We start from the raw sequence: 21,461 nt of genomic DNA on the forward strand, positions 1-21,461 counted from the left end.
GATGTCGCGACCATGCGGGTCGCAATCCTCGCCGACATCCACGGCAATCTCCCCGCCTGCGAGGCCGTCCTCGAGGACATCGCCCGCTCCGTGGCGCCGGACTTCATCGTCGCGGCCGGCGACCTGGCGCTGCGTGGTGCGCACCCTCGCGAGACGGTGGACCTCCTCTTCGACCGCTGCGACTCGGTGCTGATGGGGAACACGGACTGCTACCTCGCCGGGAACTACCTGGGGGGTGCGTACCGCGAGCGAGACCACTGGAAGACGGAGCTGCTGCGCTGGACGCGAGACCAGTTGGGTGACTCGCACCTGCAGAAGCTGGGCGCCCTGCCCTTCTCCGTGCGCTACACGCCGCGCAAGGGCCAGGACCTCTTCGTCTGCCACGCCAACCCTCGCAACCTCGAGGAGTCGCTGGACCCCACGCTGGATGACGTCGCCGTGCGCCGGTACTTCGCGCACCTGGACGCCGCCGCGTGTGCCTTCGGCCACCTGCACTTCCCCTACCGCCGCCGCGTGGGCCGCATGCTCATCGCCGACGTGGCCAGCGCGGGCATCCCTCGCGACGGGGACTTGCGCCCCGCCTACGGCGTCTTCACGTACACGCCCAAGGGCTGGCGCGTGCAGATTCGCCGCGTGCGCTACCCGGTGCGCAAGGCCACCCAGGCGCTCACCGCGCGCCGCGTCCCCGGCGGCCCGCTGCTCATCCACAAGCTGGTGGAGGCGCGCTACCGCCACCACCACGCGCTGATGGAGGCCGCGCGCCGCCACTCCGGCCTGCCGCCTCCGGGCCCCGTGCTGAGGCCGCCTCCGGGCGCGCCCGTGCGCAACGCCGCGGTGCCCCTGGAGAGCCGCGCGCCGGTGGACGTGGACCCCGCCTCGCTGCCCACGGACCTTGACGGAACCGTGACAGATGCCGCGCCGCTGCCCCTGGATGTGTTGAACGACCTGGACGGCTAGGACGTTGTCGCCAGGGCGTTGCTTGCGAGGCATGGCCCCGGGTGGTTGAGGGCAGGCCACCATGTCCCCTCGAGAACTCCCGTTGTTGTTCGTCCGACATGCCGAGGCCGAGGACACCCACGTCCTGGGCGACGAGGCCCGCTCACTCACCCCCGAGGGCCGCGCCCTCTTCCGCCAGCACGCGCGCAAGCTCGCCCGGCTCACGCCCCTGCGAGGCATCATCACCAGCCCGCTGGTCCGCGCCGTCCAGACGGCGGAGCTCCTGGCGGAGGCCCTGGGCCTGTCCCGCGTGGAGGTGCACCCCGCGCTGATTCCACGCAGGAGCGGCGCGCGGCGCATCCTGAAGCTGGCGCGGGAGCTGGGCACGGGCTTCGCGCTGGTGGGCCACAACCCCTCGCTGGAGCAGGCCCTGGCGCTCGCGCTGGGAGACGACCTCCAGGCCCCGGAGAAGCTGCGCAAGGGCACCACCGTGGCGCTGCAGCACACGGGGGACGACGGGGACTTCCAGCTCGTCTGGTGGGCCTCGCCGGGCCGCGCGCTGCGGCGCTACGACGGGGACCGGTGAGCCTCAGCCCTCCGCGGCGCCCACCAGGAAGGACACCAGGAGCAGCACCAGCACCGCGGTGGTGATGGCCACGAAGAGCTTGTCCTTCTGCTGCCGGAAGATGAGCAGCGACAGCGCCACGCGCATCACCGGCACGGCCATCATCACCAGGAGCCCCGCCATGACGAATGACTGCCCACGCGCGGCCAGCGCTCCCGCCACCACCTCCGCCAGCCCGTGCGGGACGGGGTGCGGCGCGGTGAGGCGCTCCAGCGCCTCCGAGGACACGAGGTAGTCGGGGTGGCGGAAGAACGTCACCACCGTGCCCAGCGTCACCAGCGACAGGCTGGCCACGACACCGTGGCGCAAGAGGTCGCTGATGAGCAGCTCCGGCACCAGCGGGACGGCCTCCGGCTCGGGCGGCGACGACACGCGGGGCGGGGGCTCCTCCGGACGCGGCTCGGTCGACGGAGGCTCCTTCATGACGACCACCCCTTGTGCAGCATCTCGAAAGCCACCCACAGCAGCACGCCCACGAAGAGCACGCGAAGCCACCCGGCATCCACCCGCGTCATCAGGTGGCGCGAGCCCAGCCACGCGCCCAACGTGACTCCCACGCACACGGGCCCGGCGATGAACGGGTCGATGTGGCCGCGCGCGAAGTACACCCCCGCGCTGGCCGCCGCCGTCACGCCAATCATGAAGTTGCTCGTGGCCGTGGACACCTTCAGCGGCAGCCGCATCGTCAGGTCCATGGCGGGCACCTTCAGCGCGCCCGAGCCGATGCCCAACATGCCGCTCACCGTGCCCGCCACGTACATCCAGCCCAGCCCGGCCAGGGGACGGGTGACGCGGTAGTGCACCTCGCGGCCGGTGGACTCGTCCCAGTAGCCGCCGTGCAGCGCCAGGCGGTCCGCCAGCGCGTCCTCGGGCACGGGCCCCGGCTCGCCTCCGTTCATCCGGCGCAGCATCACCAGCGCGGAGTACGCCATGACGGCGCCGAAGACGAGGTACACGCCGCGCCCGCCCACGCGCCCGGAGAGGAAGGCCCCGGTGAGCGCGCCCGCGGTGGTGGCCAGCTCCAGGAACATGGCCACCCGCAGGTTGGCCATGCGCTCACGCACATACGCCGCCGCCGCGCCACTGGAGGTGGCGATGACGGAGACGATGGAGGCCCCCACCGCGTAGTGGATATCCACCTTCAGCAGCAGGGTGAGGACGGGGATGAGGATGAGCCCACCGCCAATCCCCAGCAGCGAGCCCAACAGTCCCGCGCCCACGGAGAAGCACAAGACGACGAAGGTGAAGAAGAAGGGAGTCATGCGGCGCCGGCCGCATCCTTCCTCTCCGCCGACCGAATTCCAATCAAAGGCCACGGCCTCGAAGGGGCCGTGGCCTGGGGCCTACATGCGGCTCGAGGCCTAGTGGCTGCCCGCCACGGAGAGCCGAGGGGTGCCCCCCTCCTGGTTCGCCGCCGAGCCCTCGCCCGGGTGGAGGATGTCGCCGCTGAGCTCACGCAGGAGCGCCTCGCCCACCAGCTCCGTCATGGGGACGAACCGGCCATGGCCAGGGCGCCAGACGTGGACCTGGGCGCTCGCGATGTCGAACCACCAGCCGTGCAGCCGCAGCTTGCCGGCCGCGACGCGCTCCTTCACGAGGGGGTAGGACGACACGTGCTGGAGCTGCTGGAGCACGTTGAGCTGGGAGAGCCGGTCGTACTCGGCCAGGCCCTCGCCCACCGTGCTGCCCGCATTGAGGACACGCAGCGCCTCCTGGCCGTGCTTCAGCCAGGCCTGGAGGTTGGGAGCCCCCGGCACCTCGCCGCCCGCGAGCACCGCCTTCATCGCGCCGCAGCTCGAGTGGCCGCAGATGACCAGGTCCTCCACCTCCAGGTTGCTCAGGGAGAACTCGAGCGCCGCCGCCTCGGACTGGTCGCCCATGGAGACGCCCTTGGTGTCGGAGGGCGGAATCAGGTTGCCCACGTTGCGGACCACGAACAGGTCGCCCGGGTCCGTCGTCACGAGCAGGTTGGGCACCATCCGGCTGTCCGAGCACGAGATGAAGAGGCAGTCAGGGTTCTGTCCGTTCGCCAGCCGCGCGAAAGTCTCCCGGTACGCGGGCCGGCCCTTGAGCTGGAAGTCGAGCAGTCCTCGGATGAGCTTCTTCATGGGGCACCTTCGGAGGCGAGTTTGTTGGAGGAAACAGAAGTGTTGAGAACAGAACGCGAGGCCTGAGTCGTTCCACTGCGGACCCACACCTCCTCGAGCGACTCCATGACGACCGAGCCGCCCGTCTTGCGATACGTGTCACTCCAGCTTTCGATGGCCTCGAAGCCCGAGTGGTCCAGCGTATCCACCGACAGGTCGATGCGCACCTTCGAACCAGCGGGAATCTGCGCGAGCGCGGTGGACAGCCGCGGCACGCCCACGAAGGTGAGCGAGCCCGACACACGAACCAGGTGCTCCCCGTTCGCCTGCGTCACGTCCACCTTCACGCTGCCCAGTCGCCACAACAACCGCAGGATGGCCACCAGCAATCCCAGGCCGATGCCCGCCAGCAGGTTGATGCCGACGACACCCGCCACCGTCGCCGCATAGACAATCACCTCACCGCGCTTCGACAGCTCGCGGATGTGGTGCATGTTGACAAGCTTCGCGCCGACGACGACGAGCAGGCCCGCGAGCACCGTGAGCGGCACCAGCCCCGCCACCGAGCCCAGCATCGTCACGAACAACAACAGCCACACGCCGTGCAGGAGCCCCGACATGCGCGACCTGGCACCCGCCGCGATGTTCGCCGCGCTGCGCACGATGACGCCCGTGATGGGCAGACCGCCCACGAGCCCGGACAGCGTGTTCGCCGCGCCCTGCGCGAACAGCTCCTTGTCCAGGTTGGCGCGAGGCCCCGTGTGCATCTTGTCCGTGGCCACCGCCGACAGGAGCGACTCCGCGCTGGCCACCAGCGCCAGCGACAGCACCGCCACCAGGAACGGGCCCCAGTTGTCGGTGGGCAGCGCCGGCCACTGCATGTTGCTGAACACGTTGGCCGGCAGCTCCACGCGCTTCACGTCCGCGCCCCAGACCACCGAGACCGCCGACGCACCCACCACGGCCACCAGCGGCGCGGGCACCATCTTCAGCTTGCCCTTGGCCAGCATGGGCCACACCACCATCAGCGCGATGGTGAGCAGGCCCAGCATCGCCGCGGGACCATGCAGCGACATCACCTGCTCGGGCAGCTCCCTCACGTTCTGCCATGCGCTCGACTGGGGACTGCCACCCAGCACGATGTGCACCTGGCCCAGCACGATGAGGATGCCAATGCCCGCGAGCATGCCGTGAATCACCGCCGGGGAAATGGCCAGCGCGGCGCGCGCGACCTTCATCCCCCCCAGCGCCATCTGCACGAGCCCCGCGCCGACCACCGCCGCGCAGGTCATCGCCAGACCCATCTGCTGGATGAAGCCAAACACCATCACCGCCAGGCCCGCCGCCGGACCACTCACCAGCAACGGCGCACCGCCCAGCAGTCCCACGACCAGGCCACCCACCACGCCAGCGATGAGGCCCGACACGATGGGCGCACCCGACGCCAGCGCGATACCCATGCACAAGGGCAGCGCCACAAGGAAGACCACCAGGGAAGCAGGTAGGTCAGCGGCCAGGTTCTTCCAGGCCGAGCCAGCATTCCCATGACTCGTCGACATCGCCATACACCTCCACGAGAAGACGCCACCCCACGGTGGCGCGCGCTGAGTCTCGCGGCGCGTCATGGCAATGCTCGTGCCATGAGGCGATTGGCCTAACCTGCCGATTTCAAAGGGAACTTTGGCCTCCGACGGAGGGCGGGCAATGAAAGGAACTTCAAGTGCCCGCGGCGGACTTCAAGAAATTTAAGCAAGGAACTTGAAGTGCCCGCCTGGCGGGTGACCGGGGGCCTGCCCGACGCCTCAGGACTCCTCGAGCTTGCGGAGGAACGTGGGGTACGACAGGCCCAGCACCTTGGCGGCCTCCATGCGTCGGCCCTCCAGGCGGCCCAGGACGTGCTTCACGTACAGGCGCTCCACGTCATCCAGCGCGCGCGGAGGCCCCCCGACGACGAAGGCATCCGGGTCCGCGACGGCGGGCCCCATGGGCCCCCGGGGCTCCAGGGCCTGGAGCTCCAGTGCGGGCCCGGGCTCGAGCACCAGCGCGCGCTCCAGCACGTTGCGCAGCTCCCGCACGTTGCCCGGGAAGGGATAGCGCTCCAGGCGCGTCCTCGCCGCGGGGGTGAAGTCCACGGGCCTGCGCCCCAGCTCCGCGCACAGCTCCACCAGCAGCGACTCCGCCAGCGGCAGCACGTCCTCGCGCCGCTGACGCAGGGGCGGAATCTCCACGCGGAAGACGCTGAGGCGGAAGTACAGGTCCTCGCGGAAGCGGCCCTCGGCCACCTCGCGCGTGAGGTCGCGGTTGGTGGCCGTCACCACGCGCGCGTTGCTGCTCAGCTCCGTCGTGCCGCCCAGCCGGCGGAAGGCGCCCTGGTCCAGGAAGGTGAGCAGCTTGGCCTGGAGGCTCAGCGGCAACTCGCCAATCTCGTCGAGGAAGAGGATGCCGCCGTCGGCCACCTCCACCAGTCCGCGCCTCGCCGCGCGGGCGTCCGTGAAGGCGCCGCGCTCGTGGCCGAACAGCTCGCTCTCCACCAGCGCGGACGGCAGCGCGGCGCAGTTGACGTGGACGAAGGGGCCCTGGCCGCCTTGCACGTTGTGGAGGTGCCTGGCGAGCACCTCCTTGCCCGCGCCCGTCTCGCCGGTGATGAGCACGGGGCTGCGCGGCGCGGTGGCGATGCGCTCGATCATCTGGAGCGCGGACACCATGGCGGGCGCGCGCGGACGCAAGAGGCGCCGCCTGCCGCCCAGCTCGCTCTCCGCCTGACGCAGTCGCTCGTGGAGCTGGAGGTCCGCGGCGGCCCGGCGCGCGCGGAGGACCAGGTCGTCGAGCTCCACGGGCTTGGACAAGTAGTCGCGCGCGCCCTGCTTGATGGCGTCCACCGCGCTGGCGATGTCGCCGTGCGCCGTCACCATCATCACCGCGGTGTCGGGGAACTGCGCGCGCAGCTCCGGCAGGAAGTCGATGCCGTCGCCATCCGGAAGGCGCCGGTCCAACACCACCACCTCCGGGGCCTGCCGCCCCAGCGCCGCGCGGGCGTCGTGGAGCGAGTGCGCCAGCGTCACGCGAAAGCCCTCGTGCCGCAGCACCGTGGCCGCCAGCGAGGCGAAGGTCCGGTCGTCGTCCACCAGCAGCAGATGGGTGCTCATGACGTGGACTCCAGGGGTAGCCGCAGCGTGAAGAGACTGCCCAGGGGACGGCGCGTATAGGTCAGGCTTCCACCGTGAGCCTCCACCGACGTGCGCGCCATGGGCAACCCCAGGCCCACGCCCTTCGCGCGTCCCGTCGCGAAAGGCTCCCACAGCCGAGGCTCCAGCCTGGGGTCCACCCCGCCCGCGTTGTCCTCCACCACCAGCACCGCGTCCGCTCCTTCCCGCGTCAGGTTCACCACCACCCACGGCGAGGGCCGCAGGCCCGTGTCCTTGGCCACCGCGCCCGCCTCCACCGCGTTGCGCACCAGGTTGTCGATGGCCGACACCAGCAGCGCCGCGTCACCCTGCACGGTGAGATTCTCCTCCAGCGACGTGCGCAGCTCCACCTCCTCCGACTCGGGCAGCATGCGCACCGCCTGGAGCGCGTCCTCCACCAACAGGCGCATCTCACAGTTGCGGCGCAGCGCGGCACGAGGCGCGCCGAAGGACAAGAGCGAGCGCGCCAGGTGCCCCAGCCGCTCCACCTGCGAGCGCAGCCCCCGCACCGGCAGCTCGCTGCCCGCGGGCGTCTTCCTCAGCACGGACAGCGCGGCCTGGATGCCGTTGAGCGCGTTCTTCACCTCATGGGCGATGAGCGCCGCGGCGGTGCCCAGCGCGGCCATCGTCTCCTGCCTGCGCAGCCGCTCCTCCGCCTCCAGCAGCGAGCGGTACGAGTGGCGCAGCAGCACCAGGAACAGCCCCAACGTGCAGGTGAGCAGCGCGATGTGGAAGGCCAGCTGCCGCAGGAAGCGCGAGCGCAGGCCCGCCGTGGCCGTCTCCTCCTCTTCCAGAACCACGAGCAGCAGCTCGCTCCTGCCCACCCACGCCGCCGCGCCCATCATCCGCGTGCCGTCCATCATCAAGGGCCCCGGCGCGCGCGCCAGCGGGCGCAGCGACTCCGCGAAGCCCTCCTGGTAGCTCCGGGACGTCGCGGGCAGCAGCAGGCGCCCTCGCGCATCCATGAGGAACAGCGCGGTCTCCTCGGTGGAGCGCGTGGGCAGCGCCTCGGTGCGCACCTCGCCCAGCAGCACGCCCTTGATTTGACCTTCCTTCACCAGGGGCACGGCCACGACGAGCGGCCCGCCCTCGCCCTCGAGCAGGTCGATGGTCGGCGTCTTGCGCTCCAACATCCGCTGGAACCACGGGCGGCTGGTGATGGGCACCACGCCCAGCGACATGCCCGGCGGGTCGCTCCACACGCGCTCACCGCGAGGGCCCAGCAGCGCCACGCCCTCGGAGAAGAGCGACGAGTGATAGAAGGCGCTGTCGAGCAGCGCCCGCTCCGCGGGAGAAGCCCCGTCCTCCGGGAACAGCGTGGGGTGCTCCGCGACGCGCGCCAGCTCCGCCTCCAGCAGGAGCAGGTGCACTCCCAAGGCGTCCGCCTGCACGCGGGCCTGGTTGGACAGGTGCCCCAGCAGCTCCTCGCGCGCGTTGCCCACATCCTCCAGGTAGCCGAGCACGGGGCTGGTGAGCGCCACCACGCCCACCAACCCCAACCCCAGGAGCGCCGAGCGGCCACCGCGTCGCTGTGCGTGCGCCAGCTGCCCCGGTGTGGGCGTCAGCGTGGGCACCGGCAGCGTGCGCGGTGGCGGCGAAGTGGGCGGGGGTGGTGGGGTGTCCGAGGTGCTCACCCCACCGTTGTGACACAGGGCTTGGGCGCGAGGGAACCGGAACTCAGACCGGCTCTCCTTGCCGCCGGGCGCCGGAAGGGGGTGGCTCCAGCGGAGAGCCCTCGCCTCCTCGCATCCGGTCGAGCACCTGCCGCGCCCGGTCCACCCTCACCTCGCCTTCCTGCACCAACAAGGCGGCGATGGCCTCCACCCACTCCGGCGGCGCGCCGACACTCGTCGCCACCGAGCGCGCCTGCAGCGCCATGTGTCCCCGCTGGTTGCCCGCCGAGCCCAGCGCGCGAATCGCCGCCAGGTTCTGCGCGAGTCCCACCGAGGCGAAGATGCACGCCAGCTCCCGCGCCGGCGGATGCCCCAGCACCTTGAGCGCCGCCTGGACGCCCGGGTGTGTCAGCTGCGCATCGCCCACCGTGCCCAGCGCCAGCGGCAGCTGGATGTCGCCCAGCAGGTTGCCGCCTTCACGCCGCCACACGGACAGCGGCCCGTAGCGCCCCGTGCGAGCCGCGAAGGCATGGGCCCCCGCCTCGAGCGCGCGCCAGTCCTGCCCCGTGGCCAGCGCCAGCGCATCGATGCCGTTCATGATGCCCTTGTTGTGCGTGGCCGCGCGGTAGGGGTCCGCCTGCGCGAAGCGGCTCGCCTGGACGATTCCCTCCGCCACCTCCACCCCGCCGAGGCCGAAGTCCGCCAGCGCGCGCTCCGGAATGGAACATCGCGCCCGCGCGAGCCTCCGGTCCGACAGGTGCGTGAGGATGCGCAGGTAGACCTTGCCTCCGGTGAGCTGCTCGATGCGAGGCGCGATGCCCTCCATCATCGTGTTCACCAGGTGGGCCCCCATCGCCTCCTTCGTGTCCACGAGCACATGCACCACCAGGAGCGGCTCCATGCCCGGCCCCTCCGGCGCGGGCAACAGGCGCACCTCCACGTCGCGCGCACCACCGCCCTCATCCATCAGCTGCGGGTGCATCGCGTTGGCCAGCGCAAGCAACTCCGTTCGGGCCTCCAGGATGCGCGCCATGGCGAAGCTGGGCGGCCCGTAGCGGGTGAGCTGTATCTGACCAATCATCAGCGAAGGGTCCGATTCCGCGACGAAGCCCCCCGCTTCGCCCACCAGCTTCGCGACGAACGAGAGGGCGGGAATGACGGACGGCTCCTCCACCACCATGGGGACCGCGTAGTCCCTTCCGTTGACCTTCAGCGGGAGCCCCAACCCCAGCGGAAGGCTGAACAAGCCCACGGCGTTCTCCACCGTGGACAGCGTCGACTCCAGTCTCGGTCCTTCCACTCCTGTGAGCCCATCGAGTGTCTGCGCGTCCAACCCCAGTCCCGACTCCATCCGCTCCCGTCGCTCCTCCAACGACAGGCACTGGAAGCCGGAAAATACAGTCTGGATTGACGCGTCCCCTCGAGCCCCCTGGGGACCCACGAACTCCGTTGCCATCTATCACCTCACATCGGCGCAATTCCTCTCAAATGAGTCACTTCCAACCCATGAGCAACATGACACATCCATCTCTGTAGACAGGGTGTGTCGCTTCGTGAACAACGGAACCCCTGGCGGTCCACCAAACCACAGACATCTCGCACCCTGGCACAACTCGGCACACCCCCGCTGCGCCAGGAGTTCCAGCCCGCAACTCACGTTGCGGGGCGCTTCAAGGCGTCGGTGTCGGCGTGGGCGTGGGGTTCGGAACCGGCAGCGGCGGGATGGGCGGCGCCAGCTGGAGGAACGTCATGCTCGTCACGCCCATGGACAGCGCGAGCCCCGTGGACAGACACGCCAGCGCGGCGGGCGCACTGGGTTGGATATCCGCCACGTTGATGACCAGCGCGCCGGCGAACTTCCCGGAGGCCACGCGCCCGTAGGACGTCGTCACCGCCTGCCCCACCGGACTGATGACCAGCGGCGCGGCCAGCTCGACGACACTCGTCTCACCCGAGCTCCATGTGAGGTTGAGCCGACCGCTCATCGTGGCCAGCGCGCAGTTGGCGAGCGCATCCCCTTCCAGCCGGTAGCTCACCGAGCCGAGCGTCGGGTCCTGGGACACACAGGTGCTCAGCAGCACGTCCTCGGTGTAGTGGACCAGCGCGGGGAACAGGCGCAGGCCGGGGGTGAAGGTCTGACGATGCGAGCCGACACAAGTCGCTAACGGGGGCGCGGCCATTGCTTCGATATCCTCCGTGGCCAGGGCGGAGGTGGTGGAGACGAGGACTGCGAGGCAGGCGAGCTGTGCTGACGACATGCGGGACACTCGGGACATGCGACCTCCGAAGCCGCCCTCCGACGACGCGTCGAACGGCGCGCAGTACGTAGTGACCGTGAGTCGAAGCGCGAAGGCCCCCTTGGGTTGGGGGGCGTTGTCACCTGGACCCCAGCGCCCGTGAGTCCATGCGCCGCGGGGCAGCTTGTCGCCCGAGCAACCGCGCTCACACAAACGTTGCAAACGCGTCACGTGCATGGAAACCGGGCCGCGCAGACTCCGGCCCGCCATGGCCCATGTCCTCATCGTCGACGACGAACCCGATCTCGCCCAGCTCATCGACTTCAACCTGCGTGACGCCGGCTTCTCCACGCAGCTGGCGGCCACCGGAGAAACGGCGCTCGCCTCCGCGCGCGAGCACCCTCCCGAGCTCGTCCTCCTGGACTTGATGCTCCCCGACATGTCCGGCATCGACGTCTGCCGGCAGCTTCGCGCCCAGTCCGCCTCGCGCGAAATCCTCATCGTGATGCTCACCGCCAAGAGCGAGGAGTCGGACCGCATCCGAGGCTTCGAGGTCGGCGCGGACGACTACGTCGTCAAGCCCTTCAGCGTGCGGGAGCTGGTGCTGCGCCTCAAGGCCATCCTCCGCCGAGGTGGCGTGCCCCCCTCCTCCCAGGCCGCCCCCCTGGCCCTGGGCGCCCTCAAACTGGACCTCACCGCGCACCGCTTCTACGTTGAGGAGAAGGAAGTCCCCCTCACCGCGCTGGAGTTCCGTCTCTTGGGCCACCTCATGACCCGCACGGGCCGGGTGCAGACACGAGAGCAGCTCCTCGAAGAGGTCTGGGGCCTGTCTTCATCCCTGGAGACCCGCACCATCGACACGCACGTCATGCGCCTGCGCGACAAGCTCGGCCCCGCGCGCGCGCTCCTGGAGACGGTGCGTGGGGTGGGATACCGCATCGTCGAACCGTCCCCGTGACTTCGTGACAGCAATGTCACCTGGCGGACCTGAAACAGCCACGGACGTTACCTAGAAGCCAGTTTCGTGACCCTCCTGAAACCCTCCTCGATGCGCCGACTCGCCCACACCTCCCTCGTCCTCGCCCTGTGTCCCACCCTCGCGCTGGCGCAGCAGTCGTCGCCCCCCGCCGATGAGGCCGCGTCCCCGGCGCCCGCCTCGGAGGCCCCCGCCGCGGACAGCTCCGCGCCCGCCACGACGTCCGAGGCGGACGCGGCCCCGGCGGATGCGGATATCGACGAGAGGATGACCATCGCCGAGGGGAAGGTCGCCGCGCTCGAGGAGCAGAACACCGAGACGAAGAACGACCTGCTCTCCCTCAAGCGGCTGAAGCTCTCCGGCTACGTGCAGGGGCGCTACCAGTACCAGCAGAGCCTGGATGAGTCGGGGACGGGCGGCTTCAGCCGCTTCGGCGTGCGCCGGGGTCGCCTCAAGACGACCTACACCACGGACTGGGCGCAGATGATGCTGCAGATCGACGCGGTGCCCGCCGCCCCGGGCGTCACCGTGCGCGACGCCGAGGCCACCCTCTTCATCCCCGGCACGAAGCAGCAGCTCTCCCTCACCCTGGGGCAGATGAAGTGGCCGTTCGGCTACGAAGCCGTCCAGTCCTCCAGCGACCGGGAGATGCCCGAGCGCACCCGCGTCATCCGCGCCTTCCTCCCGGACGAGCGCGACCGCGGCATCAAGTTCGCGGGCAACTTCCTGGAGGGCAAGGTGAACGTCAGCGTCGGACTCTTCGACGGCGACGGCATCTTCAACCAGGGCTACGTCGGCTCCGACAACGACAAGGAGAAGGACTTCATCGGCCGCGCGGGCTTCGACTTGGGCTGGCTGTCCGGCGGCGTCTCCGGCTGGCACGGCTACTCCATCGCCAAGGCCCCGTCGGACACCTACCGCAAGGCCCACACGCGCGACCGGCTGGGGCTGGACGCGCAGGTGTACCTGGACGTGCTGCCCTTCGGCGCCACCTCCATCAAGGGCGAGTACATCGTCGGCAAGGGCTACTGGAAGAGCTCCGGCGACGTGAAGGTGGAGCAGCTCGGCGTGCCCGCCAGCGGCTGGTACGGGTTGATTGTCCAGAATGTGGGCCTGACGAACGCCGTGGCCGTCCGCTACGACTGGTTCGACCCGGAGCACGGCAAGAAGAACGCGGCCGTGGAGGGCCGCCCCGCCTCCAGCAACACGGTGGGCACCCTGGGCGTGTCGCTCCTCCACTACTTCGGGGAGAACCTCAAGGTCACCGCCGCCTACGAGCTGCCGATGACGGCCGCGCCCTCCGGTGCGCAGGAGCCGCACGACAACCTGTTCACGCTTCAGATGCAGGCCCGCTACTAGGCCCTACCTTCCGCCGCAACGCTCACCACATTCCACTTGTTCGCAGGAGCTGACAGCCATGAAGGCATTCCTCGGTTCAATCGTCGCGGGCCTGCTGCTCGCCCTCCCGCTCGCCGCCCAGGCGGGCAATGTCACCGTGAAGGGCTCGGACACCATGGTCATCCTCGGCCAGCGCTGGGCCGAGGAGTTCATGAAGAAGACGCCCGGCACCAAGGTCCAGGTGACGGGCGGTGGCTCCGGTGTGGGGCTCGCCGCGCTCCAGAACGGCACCACTGAAATCGCCATGTCCAGCCGCGAGATGAAGGACGCGGAGAAGACCAAGCTGCGCACCCGCTACAACACCACGGGCGTGGAGATTCCGGTCGCCAAGGACGGCGTCACCTTCTACGTCAGCGAGAGCAACCCCATCAGCGCGCTCACCGTGGAGCAGCTGCGCGGCATCTACGTGGGCGACATCACCAACTGGAAGCAGGTGGGCGGCGCGGATGCCCCCATCATCATCTACTCCCGCGAGAACTCCTCCGGCACCTACGTCTTCGTGAAGGACCACGTGCTGGACGGCGAGGACTACGTCGCCTCCGCCCAGACGCTGCCCGGCACCGCCGCGGTGGTGAACGCCGTCTCCAAGGAGAAGAACAGCATCGGCTACGGCGGCGCCGCGTACGCCAAGGGCATCAAGGAGCTCAAAATCAAGAAGGGCAACGAAGAGGTCGCCCCCTCGGCCGAGAACATCAAGACGGGCAAGTACCCGCTGTCGCGCGACCTCTACTTCTACCTGCGCAACAAGCCCTCGGGGGATGCCAAGACGTTCATCGACTTCGCGCTTTCGCCGGAAGGTCAGGCCGTGGTCACCAAGGTCGGATACTTCCCGGTGAAGTAGGCCGTCCCGAGACAGTCACACGAATGTCACGCGAGGCCCCGACCCACTATGGATAGACAGGCCATCATGGAGCAGGGTCTCAGTCAGCCACTCGTCGCGCCCTCGTTGTCGCCGGCCGCGCGGAGGCGGCAGCTTCGGGAGAAGGTCATCGCGGGGCTCATCACCCTCATGGCCTTCACCGGCATCGCGGCGCTCATCCTCATCATCATCTTCGTGGCCAAGGAAGCCCTCGGCCTCTTCCTGGATGCCGAGGCCCGCCACGAGGCCAGCCTCTCCAAGATGTTCCTGGCGCAGGACGTGCCAGCGGGCCGCCCGGCCTTCCGCTGGCAGCCCGTCTCCAAGGTGCCCAAGGTCAGCATGATTCCGCTGTTCGTGGGCACCCTGAAGACCACCGTCGTCTCCATGCTGGTGGCGGTGCCCCTGGGGGTCTTCGGCGCGCTGTTCGCCGCGGAGTTCGCGCCCCGCCGGCTGCGTGAGCTGCTCAAGCCCGTCATCGAGCTGCTCGCCGGCATCCCCTCCGTCGTCCTGGGCTTCTTCGCGCTGATGGTGATGTCCACGGTGGTCAAGGACGTCTTCCACTTCGACCGCCCGCTCAACGCGATGCTGGCGGGCCTGGGCCTGGCGCTCGCCATCGTCCCCGTCATCTTCACCGTGTCCGAGGACGCGCTCACCGCGGTGCCTCGCAGCTACCGCGAGGCGTCGCTCGCGCTGGGCGCCACGCCCTGGGAGACCGCGTGGAAGGTGGTCCTCCCCGCCGCGGCCCCCGGCATCCTCGCCGCGTGCGTGCTGGGCTTCGGCCGCGCCATCGGCGAGACGATGATTGTCCTCATGGCCTCCGGCAACGCGGACGTCATCTCCTGGAGCCTGGGGGACTCGGCGCGCTCGCTGTCGGCGACCATCGCCGCGGAGATGGGTGAGGTGGTGGTGGGCAGCCCGCACTACTCGCTCTTGTTCTTCATCGGCGTGCAGCTCTTCCTCTTCACCTTCGTGCTCAACCTGATGGCCTCCACCTGGACCCGGCGAGTCGTCCGCAAGCTCACCGGAGGTGCCGCGTGAAGCCCGGGACACGCCGCGCGGTGGGCCTGGTGCTCACGTCGCTCACCGCCCTGGCCGCCTTCCTCATCGTGGCGGTGCTGGTCATCATCCTCTTCAACATCGCGGAGAACGGGGCCGCGGGCGTCACGTGGACGTTCCTCTCCCAGCCTCCCGCGGACGGGATGATGGGCGGCGGCATCTTCCCCGCCATCTTCGGCACCGCGGCCCTCACGCTGCTGATGACGGTGGCGGTGATGCCGGTGGGCGTGCTGACGGCCGTCTACCTGCACGAGTACGCGCCGCCCAACTCCCTCTTCGCGCGCATCGTGCGCGTGGCCGTCGTCAACCTGGCGGGAGTGCCCTCCATCGTCTTCGGCCTGTTCGGCCTGGGCTTCTTCATCCTCTTCGTGGGCCAGGGCATGGACCGCGCGCTCGGCCATGAGGAGATGTACTGGGCGCAGCCGGGCCTCTTGTGGGCGGCGCTCACCCTGGCGGTGCTGACCCTGCCGGTGGTCATCGTCTCCACCGAGGAGGCGCTGCGCGCGGTGCCCATGGACCACCGCACCGCGAGCCTCGCGCTGGGCGCCACGCAATCCCAGACATTGGCCCGCGTGGTGCTCCCAGGCGCGCTGCCCGGCATCCTCACGGGCGCGGTGCTGGCCATCTCCCGAGGCGCGGGCGAAGTGGCTCCCATCCTCTTCACGGGCGCCGCCTACTTCCTGCCGGACCTGCCCACCCACCTCAACTCGCAGTTCATGCACCTGGGCTACCACACGTACGTGATGGCCACCCAGTCGCCGGACGTGGAGGCCACCCGTCCCCTGCTCTACTCGACGGTGCTGGTGCTGCTGCTGCTCACCTTCGCCCTCAACCTCGTCGCGGTCATCATCCGCACGCGCACGCGCCGCAAGGCCGCGGGCGCCCACTGACGGTCCCCTCCATGTCCCTTTCTCCGAATGCCCCCCGCCCCAAGATGGAGGCGAGAGAGCTGACCCTCCGCTATGGCACCAAGGACGCCATCAAGAAGGTCTCCCTGGCCATCCTGGACCGGCGCGTCACCGCCCTCATCGGTCCGTCCGGCTGCGGCAAGTCCACCTTCCTGCGCTCGCTCAACCGGATGAATGACCTGATTCCGGGCGCCAACCACACCGGCACCATCCTGCTGGACGACACGGACATCCACGACCGCAGCGTGGACGTGGTGGACCTGCGCCGCCGCGTGGGCATGGTCTTCCAGAAGTCCAATCCGTTCCCCAAGAGCATCTTCGAGAACGTCGCCTACGGCCTGCGCGTGGGCGGCATGAAGGACAAGCAGCAGCTGTCCCAGCGCGTGGAGAAGTCCCTGCGCGGCGCGGCCCTCTGGGATGAGGTGAAGGACCGCCTCCACGAGAGCGCCCTGGGCCTCTCCGGTGGCCAGCAGCAGCGCCTGTGTATCGCCCGCGCCATGGCCGTGGAGCCGCAGGTGCTGCTGATGGACGAGCCCGCCAGCGCGCTGGACCCCATCGCCACGGCGAAGATCGAAGAGCTCATCCACGAGCTCAAGGCGACGTACACCATCGCCATCGTCACCCACAACATGCAGCAGGCCGCGCGGGTGAGCGACAGGACCGCTTTCTTCTACATGGGCGAGCTGGTGGAATGCGGGCCCACCGAGCAGATTTTCACCAACCCTCGCGAGAAGCGCACCGAGGATTACGTCACCGGGAAGTTCGGGTGAGCGAAGAGAAGGGATGGGCGGCGATGCCCTTGACGCACACGGACAAGGCCTTCGAGCAGGACCTGAGGGACCTGCGTGAGAAGTTGCTCGCGATGGGGGCGAAGGTGGAGGGCCTCATCGCTCAGAGCATGCTGGCCCTGACGGAGCGCGACAGCGCGCTGGCGGAGAAGGTCGTCCACGCGGACAAGGACGTCAACCGCCTGGAGATTGAAGTCGACGAGCTGTGCCGCCGCATCCTCGCGCTGCGCCAGCCGGCCGCCAGTGACTTGCGCCTCATCACCACGGCGCTGAAGATCGTCACGGACCTGGAGCGCATCGGCGACCTGGCCGTCAACATCGCCGAGCGCTCCATGGACCTGAACCAGGTCCCTCCGCTGGCGCCGTACGTGGACACGCCTCGGCTGGCGGAATTGGCGCAGCAGCAGGTGAAGCGCTCGCTGGATGCCTTCGTCTCCGGCGACGCGACGAAGGCGGAGGAGGTGCTCCAGGGGGATGACCTGCTGGATGCGCTCTTCCTCAAGATCTTCAACGAGCTGCTCGCGTACATGATGGAGGACTCCAAGAACATCCGCCGGGCCACGGCGCTGATGTTCATCGCCAAGCACCTGGAGCGCATCGGCGACCACGCGATGAACGTGGCGGAGATGGTCGTCTACATGGTGCGGGGCAAGGACATCCGCCATCCCCGCAGCCGCAACCTGGGCGACTGAGGACGGCGGCGCTTCACGGCGCCGTCACCCGGAATTGGCCCAGGCGACCCGGGGGCTCCGCATCGCTGACGCGCGAGCCCCCTAGCGTGGCACCCAGGTCGCGCGATGACCGCGCGACAGCCCTGGGGACCGCCCGCGCATGTCGCTTGCTTCCGCCCTCCTCCTCTTCGCTGCCTGCTTCGGCCTCACCGCACTCCTCATCCAATACGTGCTCGTGCTCCGCCACCGGCGTGAGCAGCCTCGCACCCTCCCCGCCGCGATGGCCTGGCCGGGCATCTCCATCCTCAAGCCCCTGTGCGGCGCGGATGATGACCTGGAGGCGAACCTCAAGCACTTCGCCCGCCTGGAGTACCCGGGCGAATACGAGGTGGTGCTGGGCGTCAAGGACACGCGCGACGCGGCCTACCCGGTGGCGCAGGAAGCCGTGCGCCGCTGGCCCGGCATCATGCGGCTGGAGCTGCAGGAAGGCGCTCCGGGCCTCAACCCCAAGGTGAACCAGCTCATCACCCTGGCGGACCGCGCCCGCTTCGACCTGCTGGTCATCAGCGACAGCAACACGCGGGTGGCGCCCGGCTACCTGGAGGAGATTGCCGCGGGCTTCGCGGACCCCGCGGTGGGCTGCGTCACCCACCCCGTCGCCGGCATGGGGGAGCGCACCTTCGGCTCGCTGCTGGACAACCTCTACCTGACGTCCAGCGCGGCGGCGGGGATGATTGGCGCCAAGCGCTTCGCGGACCAGGACATCGTCGTGGGCAAGTCCATGGCGCTGCGCCGCGCGGACGTGGAGGCGCTGGGCGGCTTCTACTCGGTGCGCGACGTGCTGGCGGAGGACTACGTCATCGGCCAGTGGGTGACGCGCAAGCTGGGCCGCCGCGTCCACGTCGCGTGTACGCCCGTCTTCAACGTGTCCCTGGAGAAGAGCGTGCGCGCCTTCTTCCAGCGCTACCTGCGCTGGAGTGTCATCCACCGGACGGCGGTGACGCCGCCCACCTACGTGGCGCAGGCGCTGCTCAACCCCTCGCCGCTCGCCGTGCTGGGCGCGCTGTTGAGCCCCACACACGAAGCGGTGGCGGTGGCGCTGGCCGTGGTGCTGGGCAAGGTGGTGGTGGACCTGGCGGCGTTCCGCGCGCTGCGCCCGCAGCCGGTGTCCTGGCGCTGCGCTCCCGCGGTGCTGGCCAAGGACGTGCTGCTGTTCGTCGCCTGGTGGCACGGCGTCTTCTTCCGCACGGTGGACTGGCGAGGCACGCGGCTGCGGGTCGGTCCGGGGACGCGTCTCCTCCCCCCGCGCGTGGCCCTGTCCACCGCCAACGCGGCACTGACACCTCGGGACGAGTGGGTCGCTGGCTGATGCACAACTGTTTCATCTCGCTTGCAACGCTTTCACCGGGGGGACGTGAAGGCGCCGCGAGCAATGCCTACCTTCCCTGTTATGCCCATCCGGACGTTGGCGCATCTGTCGGACCTGCACCTGGACCTGAGCGTCACGAGCGACACCGCCGCGCGCGCGTTGATGACGGCCCTGACTGAATGCGGCGCCGACCATGTGGTGGTGACGGGGGACCTGACGCACCAGGGCTTGCGCGAGGAGTACCGTCGATTCCTGGACATCTTCTCGCCGCTGCTCGACGTGGGCCGCCTCACCTTCATCCCCGGCAACCATGACCGCCCCGGCAACGACGTGGGGCGCGGGTGGATGGATGGCCTCAAGGTGCGCACCGTGCGCTGCCCCGGAGTCTACTTCGTCTGCGTGGACTCCACGGGCGAGCACAACCGCAACTACTTCGCGAGCCACGGCACCCTCTCCCGCGACACGGTGGAGAAGGTGGAGTGCGCGCTGAACGCCGCGCCGCGCGACGCGCTGGTGGCCGTGCTGGTGCACCACCACGTGCTGCCGCTGCCCGAGGAGAGCCTCCCGGAGCGGCTGGCCTCGAAGCTGGGCTGGCCTCACGCGTCGGAGCTGTCGCTGGGCGCGGAGCTGGTGAAGCGCATCCAGGGCCGGTGTGACCTGGTGCTGCATGGCCACCGCCACCGTCCGGGAGAGTCCGTCCTGGACCCGGTGCGGGGCCGCGCCCTGCGGGTGTGCAACGCGGGCAGCTCCACGGACCTGGGACGCTTCCGACTGTTCCGGCACTCGGAAGGCCGGCTGGTGGGCGAGCCCGAGTGGTACCACTCGGCCCAGCCGGTGCGCCCTCGCACGGCCAGTCACAACGTGCGGCCCGCGCTCCAGTATCTGGTGACACAGCTGGGCCTGGCGCTGTTCTGAGGCCGCCTCCTCGCTGCGCGAGCATGAGCCTGCCCTCCTGGAGCGTGAATGCCAGGGGGGTGCAGGGAGGTTCTCCCCGTGTCGGGAGGATGCTTGGCGCGACTGGACGCGGACGAAAGCGCGAAAAGAGTCCTGGTCGTCGATGACGACGCGGACTGGCGGGAATTCCTTCGGCTCTGCCTGGAGGACCTGGGGTATGAAGCCATCGAGGCGGCCGACGGGCAGGAGGCCCTGGACAGCCTGCGGCGCGGGGAGCGCTTCGAGGTCATGCTGCTGGACCTCAACATGCCGGGCATGAGCGGCCTGGAGGTCGTGGAGCACCTTCCGCGCGGGGAACAGCCCCGGGTGGTGTTCCTCACCTCGGCGGCGGCCCAGGACGTGGGCCATGCCCTGATGTCCGGCCCCCACTACTACCTCCCCAAGGGGGCCAGTCGGGACCAACTGTCTCTCCTCTTGCAATCACTTGGTGAGTGAGCCGCTGGAGCTCAAAGGGTACGGTAGAGGGCTCCTGAAGGGAGGGCCGTCATCGTCTCGGAGCTGCTCATCATCTTGTTGCTCGTCCTGGCCAACGGTGTGTTCGCCGGGGCGGAGCTCGCGGTCATCTCCTTGCGCCGCACCCGGCTGAAGGAGCTGGTGGAACAGGGAAGCAGCTCCGCGAAGGCCGTGGAGGCCCTGCGCGCGGACCCGGAGCGATTCCTCGCGACGGTGCAGATTGGCATCACCGTCATCGGCGCCACGGCCGCGGCCTTCGGTGGCGCGAGCATCGCCAACCGGCTGGCGCCGCTGCTGGCAAACCTGGGCCTGCCCGCGGAGACGGCGGACGAGGTGGCCCTGGCCGGCGTCGTCGTCATCGTGTCCTACCTGTCGCTGGTGTTGGGGGAGCTGGTCCCCAAGTCGCTCGCGCTGCGGGCGGGGGAGCGCTACGCGCTGCTCATCGGTCCCCCGCTGCGAGGGCTGTCGTGGCTGATGCGGCCGGTGGTGTGGTTCCTCACGGCGAGCTCCAACGTGGTGCTGCGGCTGTTCGGCGACAAGACGAACTTCAGCGAGAGCCGGCTGTCGGCGGAGGAGCTGCAAGCGCTGGTGGAGGAGGCCGCGAAGCAGGGCTCGCTGGACCCTCGGGCGGGAGAGATTGCCGCGCGGGCCTTCGAGATGGGCGAGCTCACGGTGGGCGAGCTGATGGTGACGCGCGAGCAGATCATCGCGCTGCGCCGGCACGCGAGCGCGGAGGAGATTCGCCAGACGCTGCTGGAGCACGGGCACTCGCGGATGCCGGTGTTCGAGGGGACGATGGACAACATCGTCGGCTACGTCATCGCCAAGGATTTGCTCGGCGTGGCGTGGGAGGGGCACCTCATCGTCCTGGAGGACGTGATGAGGCCCGCCTTCTTCCTCGTCGAGACGATGCGGGCCATGGATGCGCTGAAGGAGCTCCAGCGGCGGCGCATGCAGCTGGCGGTCGTCGTGGACGAGCGCGGCGGCGTCGTGGGCCTGCTGACCATCGAGGACCTGGTCGAGGAGATGGTGGGCGACATCCTCAGCGAGTCGGAGACGCCCGAGGAACTCGTGGTGAGGGAGAGCCCGGTGGCGGCGGTGGTGCAGGGCAGCGCGGCCATCCGGGATATCAACCGCGAGCTGGGGTTGGACCTGGATGAGAACCAGGACTACTCGACGGTGGCGGGGCTGAGCATCGCGCTGGCGGGCGGAGCGATTCCGGAGCCTGGGACGAAGCTCCAGACCAAGAATGGACTGGAGCTCGAGGTGCTGGAGGCCACTCCCCGGCGCGTGCGCACGGTGCGCATCCACCTGCCGCCGCCCAAGCCGGAGGGCGAGTAGCCGAC

The 21,461-nt window shown here is 69.6% G+C and carries 21 protein-coding genes; 13 read left to right on the top strand and 8 right to left on the bottom strand.

Annotation, left to right across the window (positions count from 1 at the left end):
* Positions 1–12: 12 nt before the first annotated feature.
* Both MYSTI_RS25955 and MYSTI_RS25960 read left to right on the top strand, forming a co-directional pair.
* Positions 13–957 (top strand): metallophosphoesterase family protein, encoded by a 945-nt coding sequence (locus MYSTI_RS25955; protein WP_015350774.1) that lies wholly within the window; start codon positions 13–15, stop codon positions 955–957.
* Positions 958–1,018: 61 nt separating this feature from the next.
* The gene (locus MYSTI_RS25960; protein ID WP_015350775.1) at positions 1,019–1,522 is read left to right on the top strand and encodes a SixA phosphatase family protein; all 504 of its coding nucleotides are present in this window, start codon (positions 1,019–1,021) and stop codon (positions 1,520–1,522) included.
* A gap of 3 nt (positions 1,523–1,525) precedes the next feature.
* Here MYSTI_RS25960 and MYSTI_RS25965 read toward each other — a convergent pair whose 3' ends face one another.
* The 8 genes from MYSTI_RS25965 to MYSTI_RS26000 all read right to left on the bottom strand — a co-directional run bounded on the left by MYSTI_RS25965 (position 1,526) and on the right by MYSTI_RS26000 (position 10,722).
* The gene (locus MYSTI_RS25965; RefSeq protein WP_015350776.1) at positions 1,526–1,984 is read right to left on the bottom strand and encodes a DUF1634 domain-containing protein; all 459 of its coding nucleotides are present in this window, start codon (positions 1,982–1,984) and stop codon (positions 1,526–1,528) included.
* On the bottom strand, positions 1,981–2,823 hold the full coding sequence (locus MYSTI_RS25970) for a sulfite exporter TauE/SafE family protein (protein ID WP_015350777.1): 843 nt from the start codon (positions 2,821–2,823) through the stop codon (positions 1,981–1,983). Before MYSTI_RS25970 ends, MYSTI_RS25965 begins: the two co-directional genes overlap by 4 nt.
* Positions 2,824–2,922: 99 nt before the next feature.
* Entirely contained in the window at positions 2,923–3,669 is a 747-nt protein-coding gene (locus MYSTI_RS25975; protein ID WP_015350778.1) for a carbonic anhydrase, read from the bottom strand.
* Positions 3,666–5,207 carry a SulP family inorganic anion transporter gene (locus tag MYSTI_RS25980; RefSeq protein WP_015350779.1) on the bottom strand — a complete coding sequence of 514 codons (1,542 nt, stop codon included), beginning with the start codon at positions 5,205–5,207 and terminating at the stop codon, positions 3,666–3,668. Before MYSTI_RS25980 ends, MYSTI_RS25975 begins: the two co-directional genes overlap by 4 nt.
* Before the next feature lie 243 nt (positions 5,208–5,450).
* Positions 5,451–6,794 (bottom strand): sigma-54-dependent transcriptional regulator, encoded by a 1,344-nt coding sequence (locus tag MYSTI_RS25985; RefSeq protein ID WP_015350780.1) that lies wholly within the window; start codon positions 6,792–6,794, stop codon positions 5,451–5,453.
* Positions 6,791–8,467 carry a sensor histidine kinase gene (locus tag MYSTI_RS25990; protein WP_044281380.1) on the bottom strand — a complete coding sequence of 559 codons (1,677 nt, stop codon included), beginning with the start codon at positions 8,465–8,467 and terminating at the stop codon, positions 6,791–6,793. Before MYSTI_RS25990 ends, MYSTI_RS25985 begins: the two co-directional genes overlap by 4 nt.
* A 43-nt stretch (positions 8,468–8,510) precedes the next feature.
* Positions 8,511–9,902: a hydroxymethylglutaryl-CoA reductase gene (locus tag MYSTI_RS25995; RefSeq protein ID WP_015350782.1), complete on the bottom strand. Its 1,392-nt coding sequence runs from the start codon at positions 9,900–9,902 to the stop codon at positions 8,511–8,513.
* A gap of 214 nt (positions 9,903–10,116) precedes the next feature.
* Positions 10,117–10,722, bottom strand: coding sequence for a hypothetical protein (locus tag MYSTI_RS26000; RefSeq protein WP_015350783.1), 606 nt, complete (start codon positions 10,720–10,722; stop codon positions 10,117–10,119).
* Positions 10,723–10,951: 229 nt separating this feature from the next.
* Between MYSTI_RS26000 and MYSTI_RS26005 the strand changes: the two genes are divergently transcribed.
* The 11 genes from MYSTI_RS26005 (at position 10,952) to MYSTI_RS26055 (ending at position 21,456) form a co-directional block, all read left to right on the top strand.
* Positions 10,952–11,641 (top strand): response regulator, encoded by a 690-nt coding sequence (locus MYSTI_RS26005; protein ID WP_015350784.1) that lies wholly within the window; start codon positions 10,952–10,954, stop codon positions 11,639–11,641.
* A gap of 90 nt (positions 11,642–11,731) precedes the next feature.
* Positions 11,732–13,018, top strand: a complete 1,287-nt coding sequence (locus tag MYSTI_RS26010) for a porin (RefSeq protein WP_144370146.1) — start codon at positions 11,732–11,734, stop codon at positions 13,016–13,018.
* Between the two features lie 58 nt (positions 13,019–13,076).
* The gene (locus MYSTI_RS26015) at positions 13,077–13,898 is read left to right on the top strand and encodes a phosphate ABC transporter substrate-binding protein (RefSeq protein WP_015350786.1); all 822 of its coding nucleotides are present in this window, start codon (positions 13,077–13,079) and stop codon (positions 13,896–13,898) included.
* Between the two features lie 66 nt (positions 13,899–13,964).
* A complete protein-coding gene (gene pstC / locus MYSTI_RS26020) occupies positions 13,965–14,954 on the top strand; it encodes a phosphate ABC transporter permease subunit PstC (RefSeq protein ID WP_044281385.1) in 990 nt (329 codons plus the stop codon).
* Positions 14,951–15,862: a phosphate ABC transporter permease PstA gene (pstA, locus tag MYSTI_RS26025; RefSeq protein ID WP_015350788.1), complete on the top strand. Its 912-nt coding sequence runs from the start codon at positions 14,951–14,953 to the stop codon at positions 15,860–15,862. The genes pstC and pstA overlap by 4 nt, the downstream gene beginning before the upstream one ends.
* Positions 15,863–15,906: 44 nt before the next feature.
* Entirely contained in the window at positions 15,907–16,650 is a 744-nt protein-coding gene (gene pstB / locus MYSTI_RS26030; RefSeq protein WP_223165959.1) for a phosphate ABC transporter ATP-binding protein PstB, read from the top strand.
* 23 nt (positions 16,651–16,673) lie between these two features.
* Positions 16,674–17,360 (top strand): phosphate signaling complex protein PhoU, encoded by a 687-nt coding sequence (gene phoU, locus MYSTI_RS26035; protein ID WP_015350790.1) that lies wholly within the window; start codon positions 16,674–16,676, stop codon positions 17,358–17,360.
* Between the two features lie 139 nt (positions 17,361–17,499).
* Positions 17,500–18,708 (top strand): ceramide glucosyltransferase, encoded by a 1,209-nt coding sequence (locus MYSTI_RS26040; protein WP_015350791.1) that lies wholly within the window; start codon positions 17,500–17,502, stop codon positions 18,706–18,708.
* A 63-nt stretch (positions 18,709–18,771) separates the two neighbouring features.
* Positions 18,772–19,623: a metallophosphoesterase family protein gene (locus MYSTI_RS26045; protein ID WP_015350792.1), complete on the top strand. Its 852-nt coding sequence runs from the start codon at positions 18,772–18,774 to the stop codon at positions 19,621–19,623.
* A gap of 48 nt (positions 19,624–19,671) precedes the next feature.
* Positions 19,672–20,097: a response regulator gene (locus tag MYSTI_RS26050; RefSeq protein ID WP_015350793.1), complete on the top strand. Its 426-nt coding sequence runs from the start codon at positions 19,672–19,674 to the stop codon at positions 20,095–20,097.
* 78 nt (positions 20,098–20,175) lie between these two features.
* Positions 20,176–21,456: a hemolysin family protein gene (locus MYSTI_RS26055; protein ID WP_044900630.1), complete on the top strand. Its 1,281-nt coding sequence runs from the start codon at positions 20,176–20,178 to the stop codon at positions 21,454–21,456.
* The last annotated feature ends 5 nt before the right edge of the window (positions 21,457–21,461 follow it).

It is taken from the genome of Myxococcus stipitatus DSM 14675, from assembly GCF_000331735.1.
Taxonomy (GTDB): Bacteria; Myxococcota; Myxococcia; order Myxococcales; family Myxococcaceae; genus Myxococcus; species Myxococcus stipitatus.

Excerpts from the sequence above, each read along its gene's own strand:
- MYSTI_RS25955 (WP_015350774.1), top strand. The coding sequence starts at position 13 with ATGCGGGTCGCAATCCTCGCCGACATCCACGGCAATCTCCCCGCCTGC.
- MYSTI_RS25960 (WP_015350775.1), top strand. The coding sequence starts at position 1,019 with ATGTCCCCTCGAGAACTCCCGTTGTTGTTCGTCCGACATGCCGAGGCC.
- MYSTI_RS25965 (WP_015350776.1), bottom strand. The coding sequence starts at position 1,984 with ATGAAGGAGCCTCCGTCGACCGAGCCGCGTCCGGAGGAGCCCCCGCCC.
- MYSTI_RS25970 (WP_015350777.1), bottom strand. The coding sequence starts at position 2,823 with ATGACTCCCTTCTTCTTCACCTTCGTCGTCTTGTGCTTCTCCGTGGGC.
- MYSTI_RS25975 (WP_015350778.1), bottom strand. The coding sequence starts at position 3,669 with ATGAAGAAGCTCATCCGAGGACTGCTCGACTTCCAGCTCAAGGGCCGG.
- MYSTI_RS25980 (WP_015350779.1), bottom strand. The coding sequence starts at position 5,207 with ATGTCGACGAGTCATGGGAATGCTGGCTCGGCCTGGAAGAACCTGGCC.
- MYSTI_RS25985 (WP_015350780.1), bottom strand. The coding sequence starts at position 6,794 with ATGAGCACCCATCTGCTGCTGGTGGACGACGACCGGACCTTCGCCTCG.
- MYSTI_RS25995 (WP_015350782.1), bottom strand. The coding sequence starts at position 9,902 with ATGGCAACGGAGTTCGTGGGTCCCCAGGGGGCTCGAGGGGACGCGTCA.
- MYSTI_RS26000 (WP_015350783.1), bottom strand. The coding sequence starts at position 10,722 with ATGTCCCGAGTGTCCCGCATGTCGTCAGCACAGCTCGCCTGCCTCGCA.
- MYSTI_RS26005 (WP_015350784.1), top strand. The coding sequence starts at position 10,952 with ATGGCCCATGTCCTCATCGTCGACGACGAACCCGATCTCGCCCAGCTC.
- MYSTI_RS26010 (WP_144370146.1), top strand. The coding sequence starts at position 11,732 with ATGCGCCGACTCGCCCACACCTCCCTCGTCCTCGCCCTGTGTCCCACC.
- MYSTI_RS26015 (WP_015350786.1), top strand. The coding sequence starts at position 13,077 with ATGAAGGCATTCCTCGGTTCAATCGTCGCGGGCCTGCTGCTCGCCCTC.
- pstC (WP_044281385.1), top strand. The coding sequence starts at position 13,965 with ATGGAGCAGGGTCTCAGTCAGCCACTCGTCGCGCCCTCGTTGTCGCCG.
- pstB (WP_223165959.1), top strand. The coding sequence starts at position 15,907 with ATGGAGGCGAGAGAGCTGACCCTCCGCTATGGCACCAAGGACGCCATC.
- phoU (WP_015350790.1), top strand. The coding sequence starts at position 16,674 with ATGCCCTTGACGCACACGGACAAGGCCTTCGAGCAGGACCTGAGGGAC.
- MYSTI_RS26040 (WP_015350791.1), top strand. The coding sequence starts at position 17,500 with ATGTCGCTTGCTTCCGCCCTCCTCCTCTTCGCTGCCTGCTTCGGCCTC.
- MYSTI_RS26045 (WP_015350792.1), top strand. The coding sequence starts at position 18,772 with ATGCCTACCTTCCCTGTTATGCCCATCCGGACGTTGGCGCATCTGTCG.
- MYSTI_RS26050 (WP_015350793.1), top strand. The coding sequence starts at position 19,672 with ATGCCAGGGGGGTGCAGGGAGGTTCTCCCCGTGTCGGGAGGATGCTTG.